This is a genomic window from Tepidiphilus margaritifer DSM 15129 (genome assembly GCF_000425565.1).
Classification (GTDB): Bacteria; Pseudomonadota; Gammaproteobacteria; order Burkholderiales; family Rhodocyclaceae; genus Tepidiphilus; species Tepidiphilus margaritifer.
Genome location: NZ_AUDR01000002.1, coordinates 26,650 through 35,360 on the forward strand (window position 1 = coordinate 26,650; position 8,711 = coordinate 35,360).

Here is an 8,711-nt window from a genome sequence, read left to right on the forward strand (position 1 = left end):
CGTTCCATGGGGATCGTTTCATCGTTTTCCATTATGGCATCTCGCCGCCGGTTTGGGGTAACGAAGGCTTTCGCCGTTTCGGCGGGTAGAGACGGCAGAAGCGCAATTCTTCACCGTAAGGGAAGAAGTCCTCGACCATGCCGGCGCGGATGCGACGCTGCACTTCCTGCCAGAATCGGGGCGTGAGCAGGTCGCGATGGTATTTGAGGAAGGCTTTGCGGATGCGCGGATCGCCCAGGAGGAAGGTGGCGAACTCTTCGGGAAAGACGTCGAGCGGCCCGGCGCTGTACCAGGCTTCGCTCGAGAATTCCATCTCGGGGTAGGGCGCCGGCGGGATGGCGCGGAAATTGACGTCGGTCATGTACTCGATCTCGTCGTAGTCGTAGAACACGACGCGGCCGTAGCGGGTGATGCCGAAGTTCTTCCACAGCATGTCGCCGGGGAAGATGTTGGCGATGGCGAGTTCCCGGATGGCGTTGCCGTATTCGCGCACCACCCGCTCGAGTTCTTCGTCGTCGGCCTGTTCGAGATAGAGGTTGAGCGGCGTCATGCGCCGTTCGATGTAGAGATGCTTGATGACCATCTGGTCGCCTTCGATCTCGAAGGAGGAGGCGGCCACCGTACGCAGCTCTTCGAGCAGCTCCGGCGAGAATCGGGCCAACGGCAGGGCCACCTGGGAGAATTCCAGCGTGTCGGCCATGCGCCCGACCCGATCGACGCGTTTGACCATGAGGTACTTCTGCCGCACCGTCTCGCGGTCGATGTTCTTGCTGCTGCCGAAGACGTCCTTGATGATCTTGAAGACGTAAGGGAAAGAGGGTAGGGTGAAGACGAGCATCACCATCCCCTTGATGCCGGGGGCGATGATGAAGTGATCGTTCGAATGGCGCAAATGGGCGATGAGATCGCGGAAGAACATCGTCTTGCCCTGCTTGCCCAGCCCCAGCATGGTGTAGAGCTCGGAGCGCGGCTTGTTGGGCAGGATGGAGCGCAGGAAATTGACGTAGCCCGAAGGCACTTCCATGTCGACGAGGAAGTAGGCGCGCGACAGGGAAAAGAGCACCGAGATGCGCCAGGCTTCGAGCAGGATGGCGTCGACCACCAGCATGCCCGAGTCGCCGTGGCGTACGGCCACCGCGAAGGGAATTTCCTGGTGTCCGTTGATCGCCTTGCCGATCACGTAAGCGGTCTTGTTGCGGTAGAAGGCGGAGTAGAGTACCTGGATCTGCGCATTGACCTCCGGGGCCGGCCAGCGTCCGCCCAAATGGCGCTTGACGGTGCGCAGGATGTTGAGCACATCGCGATCCAGATCCTCGAATGGTCGCTGCCAGTCGAAGTCTTCGAGAATGCGCCGGATCGTGCGCCGCAACCCCTCTTCCTTGGGGTAGTAGCTGGTATAGACGGGCGGGTAGGATTCGATGTACTCGGTGGAGATCGCCGGGCGCGCGAAGATGTATTGATTGTTGAAGTAGCTGCGATGCAGGATCTTGGTCGTCACCGAATTGAAGAAAGTTTCGGCGAGTTCCGGCTGTTTGTGTTCGAGCAAATGACCGATGTAGTGCAGCTTCACTTGCTGCCAAATCGCATCGTCGAGGTTGGCGATGTCGAACTCGCGGCGCAGGCGCTCGACGGTTTCCTGGACGCGCTGGTCGTAGAACTCCACGCGCTCGCGCACCGCTTCCAGCTGCTTGGGCCAATCCCCGGCTTCGAACAGTTCCTTGGCGCGGCTGGACGTCTCGCGGAAAATCCGGTAGTGGCGATCGAACCCCTCGATCATCACCCGGGCCATCGTCTCGGCGATCCGTTCGGACGACAACGGTTGCGGCATCGCGTCTGCTCCTCGTTTTTTCATGCCGGAAATGATACCTCGCGACTGGATTGCTGCTCCTTGGAGCAGGGCACGTCCGCTTGGTTCGCTTTCGGATCGCGAGACTTTATTGGATAATATGAAATGGCGGCGCCCGAAGGCGCTGGAAGGTGCGGGGTAGTGGCTGAGGGTGGTCATGGCCATCGTACGGCCCCGCAATGATGACATCAGGGAGAAGAACCGTGAGCGAATCCAAGATCAAGGTACCTGCGGGTGGCCAGAAAATCGTATTGGGGCAGCCCATCCCCGACAACCCCATCGTGCCCTACATCGAAGGCGACGGCATCGGCGTCGACATCACGCCGGTGATGATCAAGGTCATCGACGCGGCCGTTGCAAAAGCCTACGGTGGCAAGCGCAAGATCCACTGGATGGAAGTCTTCGCCGGCGAGAAAGCCACGCGCGTCTATGGGCCCGATCAATGGCTGCCGGAAGAAACGCTCGCGGCGCTCAAGGAATTCGCCGTCTCCATCAAGGGGCCGATGACCACGCCGGTGGGCGGCGGCATCCGCTCGCTCAACGTGGCGCTGCGCCAAGAGATGGATCTCTATCAGTGCATCCGCCCGGTGCGCTACTTCAACGGCGTACCATCGCCGGTGAAACGCCCCGAGCTCGTCGATATGGTGATCTTCCGTGAGAATACGGAGGACATCTACGCCGGTATCGAATGGCCGGCCCAATCCGACGGTGCGCGCAAGGTGATCGACTTCCTGCAAAAAGAAATGGGCGTGAAGAAGATCCGCTTTCCCGAAACCTCGGGAATCGGCATCAAGCCCGTGTCGATCGAGGGCACCACGCGCCTGGTGCGTGCGGCGATCCAGTATGCCATCGACAACGACCGCAAGTCGGTGACCCTCGTGCACAAGGGCAACATCATGAAGTTCACCGAAGGGCTCTTCCGCGACGTGGGCTACCGCGTGGCGCAGGAGCAGTTCGGCGCCCAGCCCATCGACGGCGGCCCGTGGTGCAAGTTCACCAACCCGAAGACGGGCCGCGAGATCGTGGTCAAGGACGCGATCGCCGACGCCTTCCTGCAGCAGATCCTGCTGCGTCCGGCCGAGTACGATGTGATCGCCACGCTCAACCTCAACGGCGACTACATCTCGGATGCGTTGGCGGCGCAGGTGGGCGGCATCGGCATCGCGCCGGGTGCGAACGTCGGCGACAAATACGCCGTGTTCGAGGCCACGCACGGTACGGCACCGAAGTACGCCGGTCTCGACAAGGTGAACCCCGGCTCGCTCATCCTCTCGGCCGAGATGATGCTGCGTTTCTTTGGCTGGAAAGAGGCGGCGGATCTGGTCATCAAGGCGATGGAGCGCACCATCCAAGACAAGATCGTCACCTACGACTTCGCCCGGCTCATGGAAGGGGCTACCGAAGTGAGCTGCTCTGGTTTCGGCAAGGCGATGATCGAGCGCATGTGAGCCGGATCGGCATTTGGACGAGGAAAAACCCGCCGAGAGGCGGGGTTTTTCATGGGGTGCGATCGTCGCGCCAGCGTGCCTGTCGTTCCCACCGATTGATCAATATTGCATAGATCGTGGCGATGGCCGTAAAGAGCAGGGGCGAGATGGTCGACAACAGCAGGAACCCTAGGGGTACTCCGCCCACGTCGAGCGAATTGAGCGCTTCGGCGTACCAGGCGGCACCGAGGTTGAAGGCGAACCATAAAAGGAGCAAGACGGAGGTGAGGCGGCGGGTGCGTCGCCAGTACCAGAGGGCCGTTTCTCCGGTCCTGTTCATTCGGATTCCAGGATGGTGCTGCTGCGGACGTACCACACGGTAGCCAATGGCGCGATCAAGCCGATGGCGATCACGGCCGTGAGCAGCATTCCTAGTTGGGAATAATCAGCCGGCACGAGGATGGTTCCATCAGGGGCCCGCACTTCACGCGTGACCACGAAAATGGTGTTGAGGTACTTCGTCATGAGTGAGCTGGCCGAGAGGGCCAGATTGGCGAACGAGGTCATGACGGCGAAAAACGTTGCCTTGAGATGCTGCGGTGCCGAGTGCGCAATCCACGCGAGCATGGGAACCATCGAGACCTGGCCCAGAGGGGATTCGATGGCCGTGTCGATGAGGGCAATGACGCGCGCATCGATCAGCCCACCCGTCAGCCTGCTGGTCCATTGGTGCAAGCCATGGTACATCCCCAGATAGGGCAAGGAGAGCAGCGCCCCGATCACCGACAGAATGACGACGATTTCGAGGATCGAGCGTTCCGCCATGAGACGACGGAAGATGAAAAGCCCCAAGAGGGTCAAGGCCGAGCCCGTGAGCGAGAGCTTGGCGAGAAAAGATTGATCGAATCCGAGCACGTCGATCATCCACCAGGTGAGCCCGGGGCCAACCGAAGGGGTGGCGCGAAAGACGAAGATCACGAGTGCCGTTCCGGCCAGCGTGCGCCGCGCCTGCGGCGAGAGTTCGTGCATGAGGCGGCGCATGATGAAGAGGACCACCGCCATCGAACCCGCGAAAATGACCTCCTGGTTGCCGGGAAAATCGAGCAGCCCCATCGTGAGCGTAAAAACGACGAAGAAGAGGCTGCCCCACAGCAAAGGCCAGTTTGGCGCCGCGGCCTCCACGCCGGCTTCGTCCCACAGGGCGGGATCGAAACCGAGCCGAAGGTGACGTTGCCGTGCCCGATGGCGCATCCACCGGGCGATGAGCACGCCGGAGACCGACACGAGCGGAATCAGCAGGGCCAATTCATAGATGCGTGCGTACAGCGGCGCCTTGTCCGCGATCGAGAGGTTTTCGGTACCGGCGAAGATGACCACATTGGCGAGGGACACCAGCACGCCTCCGCCGAGCACGGCGATGCGCCCCAGCGTCTGCAAGGTGGTGTGCATGAGCTTGATCTGCGCTTCGGGTAGCGGCTCGCCGTTCTCGTCGCGCGTGGGGATCGCCTCCACCGTCATCGCCTCGGCCACGACGTTTTGTACGACATAGCCCAGAGGGGCGAGCAGGGTCGAGAGCACATACCACCAGGAGACGGGCCACAGCGCCGCCATCACCTCCCGGCGCGTGGTGAGCCCGATCATGATGAGCATGCTCGCGGCGATCAGGGCGGCACCCAACCAGACGAAAAGCGCCTTGCGATGCCAAAAGAGATCGACGAGGTGCCCCAGGGGCATTTTCAGCGCCCACGGGATACCCGCCCAGAAACCGAGCGCGGCGAGGAAAGCCGCGGAGAGATCGAGGTATTCCTTGACGAAGAACGTACCGACGATGTCGGTGAGTCCCGAGACCCCTGCCGCGAAGAACACCATGAGCGGCGGCAAAAAGCTCCAGCGCCATTCCCGGGTGAGTTCGACCACGTCATCCTGCCACCAGCGGCGCAGGGCACGGATCAGGCGCAAGGGCAGCGCGGGACGGGGCGTCATGCCGAATCATCCTTTGGCGCAAGGAAAAAGCGCGCCGCCCCGCGGGCAGCGGGGCGGTCCAAGCCGGTGCGATCCTTTCCGGGAAAGAAACGCACCATGGGAAGGCTCAGGGCAGCTCTTCGTAGAGGGGCAGCGTGAGGAATTCGGGGAATTCCTCGGTGAGCGCCATCTTCTCGAAGATTTTTGCCGCCTTGTCGTAGTTGGCGGTGTCTTCCCCTTGCGCCGTGACTTCCGCCTTGACTTTGGCGAGCTCTTCGGGGATGAGCGAGCGCACCAGATCCACCGTGACCTTGCGCCCGTCTTCCAGCACGCCTTTGGGGCTGTAGATCCACTGCCAGACCTGGGCACGGGCGATCTCGGCGGTGGCGGCGTCTTCCATGAGATTGTGGATCGCCACCGCGCCGTTGCCGCCCAGCCAAGCGCCCAGATAATGGATGGCCACGTTGATGTTGTTGCGCAACCCACCCTCGGTGATGGGTTTCTCCGGCTGGAAATTGAGGAAATCGCGCGCGGTGAAGGTCTCGTCGCGCTGTTTGTCCCACTGGTTGGGGCGATCGCCCAGCACCGCCTTGAATTCTTCCATGGCCACCTCGACCAGGCCCGGGTGGGCTACCCAGCCGCCGTCGAAGCCGTCGTTGGCGTCGCGCCGCTTGTCGTGGCGCACGCCGGCCAGCGCCCGTTCGTTCGCTTCCGGATCGTTCTTGATCGGGATGAGCGCACTCATGCCGCCGATGGCCGGCGCGCCGCGTTTGTGGCAAGCCTTGACGAGTGCGAGCGCATAGGAGCGCATGAAGGGGACTTCCATGGTGATGCGGGCGCGGTCGGCCAGGCAGAAGTCCTTGTCCTTGCGGAATTTCTTGATGCAGGAGAAGATGTAATCCCAGCGCCCGGCGTTGAGCCCGGCGGAGTGGTCGCGCAGCTCATAGAGGATCTCTTCCATTTCGAAGGTGGCGAGGATCGTCTCGATGAGCACCGTGGCCTTGATGGTGCCGCGCGGCAGCCCCAGTTCGTCCTGGGCGAAGCAGAAGACGTCGTTCCACAGTCGCGCTTCCAGGTGACCCTCCAGCTTGGGCAGATAGTAGAAGGGGCCTTGGCCGCGGGCGAGCTGCTCCTTGGCATTGTGGTAGAAGGCGAGGCCAAAGTCGAAGAGCGAGCCGGAGAGGCGCTGTCCGTCGACGGTGACGTGTTTTTCGTCGAGATGCCAGCCGCGCGGACGGATCTGCAGCACGGCGATCTTGTCGGCGAGCTTGTATTCCTTGCCGTTTTCGGCCACGAAGTCGATTTTGCGGCGAATGGCGTCGTAGACGTTGATCTGCCCCTGCACCTGATTGAACCAGTTGGGGCTGTTGGAATCCTCGAAGTCGGTCATGTAGCTGTCCGCCCCCGAGTTGAAGGCGTTGATGACCATCTTGCGATCGGCCGCCGGGCCGGTGATTTCGACACGACGGCATTCGAGCGCCTTGGGCAGCGGCGCGATTTTCCACTCGCCTTCGCGCACGGCGCGCGTCTCGGGCAGGAAGTCGGGTTTCTCGCCAGCGTCGATGCGCGCCTGGCGTTCGTTGCGCGCGCGCAGCAGCTCCTGGCGGCGGGGTTCGAAGCGGCGGTGGAGCTTGGCGACGAACTCGAGCGCGCCAGGGGTGAGGATTTCGTCGAAACGCGGATGGAGCGGTGCGTGCAGTTGCACGCCTTGGGGCAAGGCGATGGTCATAGGGTTTCCCTCTCTTCTCGATCAAGAGAGGAAATAATAAAGCGTGAGGGCCGTTCCCACCAAGAGGATGAAGCGGCGCAGCCAGATCGCCGGGAGCCGGCGGGCGATGCGCCCGGCGAGATAGCCGCCCGCGGCGGCGGCCAGGAGCACCGCTAGCGTGTGCGGCCAGCTCACGGCCCCGCCCAGGGTGAAGGTGACCACGGCCACGCTGTAGATCACCGCCGAGAGCCAGTTCTTGAGCGCATTGATCTCGTTGAGGTCCTCGATGCCCTGCATGGCGATGGCGGCGATCATCACGATGCCCATGCCGGCGCCGAAGAACCCGCCATAGACCGACACGAGGAGCTGGAAGAGCGTGCCGCCCCAACCCAACGTTTGCCGCGGTCCTGCGCGGCGGCGCGCTTCCAGCCAGCGGTTGATGCGCGGCGCGAGCGCGAAGAGGAGCGTGGCCGTGAGCAGCAGCCAGGGGACGAGACGCGCGAAGAGGGCGTTGCTCGTCACCAGCAGCAAGCCACCGCCCACGGCGCCCCCCAGCAAGGCGGCGAGCGTCAGGCGCGGCAGGTGCTGGCGGTAGCGGGCCAGTTCGCGGCGATAGGCCCAGGCGCTCGCGAGACTCGCCGGCCACAAGGCCACGGAGTTGCTCGCGTTGGCGGTGACCGGCGGCAGACCGATCGCGAGCATCGCGGGAAAGGAGAGGAAGGTGCCGCCGCCGGCGATCGCGTTCATCGCACCGGCGCCGAACCCGCCCAGCGCGAGCAGGATCCACTGGCTTGCCGTCATTGTCTCCTCCTTGGTGTTTTTGCTTCCTGAGCCGGGATTTTAGCCGGGCGTGGTCGCGGAGGGCTCTTTTTGCGGAGGGCAGGAAGGAGTGGTAGCAGGGTTCCAGTCGCAGGGAAACCGTTCCAACCACGGACGCAATTGGAGGTCTTCCTTGATGATGTGATCGATCAGCCAGGAGCGCAGCAGCGCGAGGAGTGCCCGGCGGGTGTCGTCGTCGAGCGCATCGAGCGTGGTTCGTTCGACCGGCTGGGCGAGGATGCGGGCGGTGATGTCGATCAGCTGCCGCTTGAGTTTCTCGTGCGAGCGGCGATGTTCGCCGAGGTGGGGGTAACCCGCTGCCTGCTGGATCAGCTCTTCGCGCGTGAAGTGCTCTTCGGTGTAGCGGGCAAGCTCATCGAGCGCGAGGGTGAGCCGGGCGAGCGAGGCGCGCCTGAGGATCAACGACTGGATGCGGTCGACGAGCTCGATCAACCAGCGGTGGTCCCGATCGATGGCGTCGTTGTGCACAGATAGTTCGTCGCGCCACTGGAGATGGAGGCTGGAGTTGGGGAGGGTCTTGTCGGACATCGTTTTTCGTGATCGAATGGGACGTCCATTGTAATCGGATGTCAGCCATCCGCTCCGTTTCCCGCCGTTGCCGGCAGGGCAATCGCATCAAATCTCTGTAAGGCCGAGGAGTGCCTGGCGGTAGGCATCGGAGGAGGCGGCAAGGATGCGTCGGGTACGGATACCGCCTTTGCGGGCTGAGGTGTCCAGGCGAAAGAGGTTGAGCACGAGCCGGCGCACGAGGGCGAGATTGGCGCCAGCGTTGCGGGCGCGGGCGCGCATCTGGTCGTCGTTGAGCGAGACGTCGAGGCTCCAGTGCAGGCAGTTCTCGATACTCCAGTGCGCCCGTACCGCATGGGCGAGCGTTTCGGCCTCGGCGGCGATGCTGCCGAGGTAGAAGCGGCGCTCGAGGCTGGTCTTA

8 protein-coding genes are annotated in these 8,711 nt (G+C 62.9%); 1 reads left to right on the forward strand and 7 read right to left on the reverse strand.

The features are described 5' to 3' along the window. Window positions 1-31 precede the first annotated feature (31 nt). Window positions 32-1,828, reverse strand: coding sequence for a bifunctional isocitrate dehydrogenase kinase/phosphatase (gene aceK, locus H607_RS0100370; protein ID WP_028873785.1), 1,797 nt, complete (start codon window positions 1,826-1,828; stop codon window positions 32-34). 221 nt (window positions 1,829-2,049) lie between these two features. Between aceK and icd the strand changes: the two genes are divergently transcribed. Next, a complete protein-coding gene (gene icd / locus H607_RS0100375) occupies window positions 2,050-3,294 on the forward strand; it encodes an NADP-dependent isocitrate dehydrogenase (RefSeq protein ID WP_028873786.1) in 1,245 nt (414 codons plus the stop codon). 49 nt (window positions 3,295-3,343) lie between these two features. Here icd and H607_RS0100380 read toward each other — a convergent pair whose 3' ends face one another. The 6 genes from H607_RS0100380 to H607_RS0100405 form a co-directional block, all read right to left on the reverse strand. Further along, entirely contained in the window at window positions 3,344-3,613 is a 270-nt protein-coding gene (locus H607_RS0100380) for a DUF4212 domain-containing protein (protein ID WP_028873787.1), read from the reverse strand. Continuing rightward, window positions 3,610-5,256, reverse strand: a complete 1,647-nt coding sequence (locus H607_RS0100385) for an MFS transporter (RefSeq protein ID WP_211218414.1) — start codon at window positions 5,254-5,256, stop codon at window positions 3,610-3,612. Before H607_RS0100385 ends, H607_RS0100380 begins: the two co-directional genes overlap by 4 nt. Window positions 5,257-5,362: 106 nt before the next feature. Then, window positions 5,363-6,964 (reverse strand): malate synthase A, encoded by a 1,602-nt coding sequence (gene aceB / locus H607_RS0100390; RefSeq protein WP_028873789.1) that lies wholly within the window; start codon window positions 6,962-6,964, stop codon window positions 5,363-5,365. 21 nt (window positions 6,965-6,985) lie between these two features. Next, window positions 6,986-7,744 (reverse strand): sulfite exporter TauE/SafE family protein, encoded by a 759-nt coding sequence (locus H607_RS0100395; RefSeq protein WP_028873790.1) that lies wholly within the window; start codon window positions 7,742-7,744, stop codon window positions 6,986-6,988. A gap of 39 nt (window positions 7,745-7,783) precedes the next feature. Beyond that, the gene (locus H607_RS11035) at window positions 7,784-8,311 is read right to left on the reverse strand and encodes a bacteriohemerythrin (protein WP_051240499.1); all 528 of its coding nucleotides are present in this window, start codon (window positions 8,309-8,311) and stop codon (window positions 7,784-7,786) included. Window positions 8,312-8,398: 87 nt separating this feature from the next. Next, the coding region (locus H607_RS0100405; RefSeq protein ID WP_028873791.1) for an ISAs1 family transposase at window positions 8,399-8,711 on the reverse strand (313 nt) is incomplete at its 5' end.

What these genes read in the sequence shown, in the direction of transcription:
- H607_RS0100385 (WP_211218414.1), bottom strand. Translation starts at nt 5,256, where the DNA reads ATGACGCCCCGTCCCGCGCTGCCCTTGCGCCTGATCCGTGCCCTGCGC.
- H607_RS11035 (WP_051240499.1), bottom strand. Translation starts at nt 8,311, where the DNA reads ATGTCCGACAAGACCCTCCCCAACTCCAGCCTCCATCTCCAGTGGCGC.
- aceK (WP_028873785.1), bottom strand. Translation starts at nt 1,828, where the DNA reads ATGCCGCAACCGTTGTCGTCCGAACGGATCGCCGAGACGATGGCCCGG.
- aceB (WP_028873789.1), bottom strand. Translation starts at nt 6,964, where the DNA reads ATGACCATCGCCTTGCCCCAAGGCGTGCAACTGCACGCACCGCTCCAT.
- H607_RS0100395 (WP_028873790.1), bottom strand. Translation starts at nt 7,744, where the DNA reads ATGACGGCAAGCCAGTGGATCCTGCTCGCGCTGGGCGGGTTCGGCGCC.
- H607_RS0100380 (WP_028873787.1), bottom strand. Translation starts at nt 3,613, where the DNA reads ATGAACAGGACCGGAGAAACGGCCCTCTGGTACTGGCGACGCACCCGC.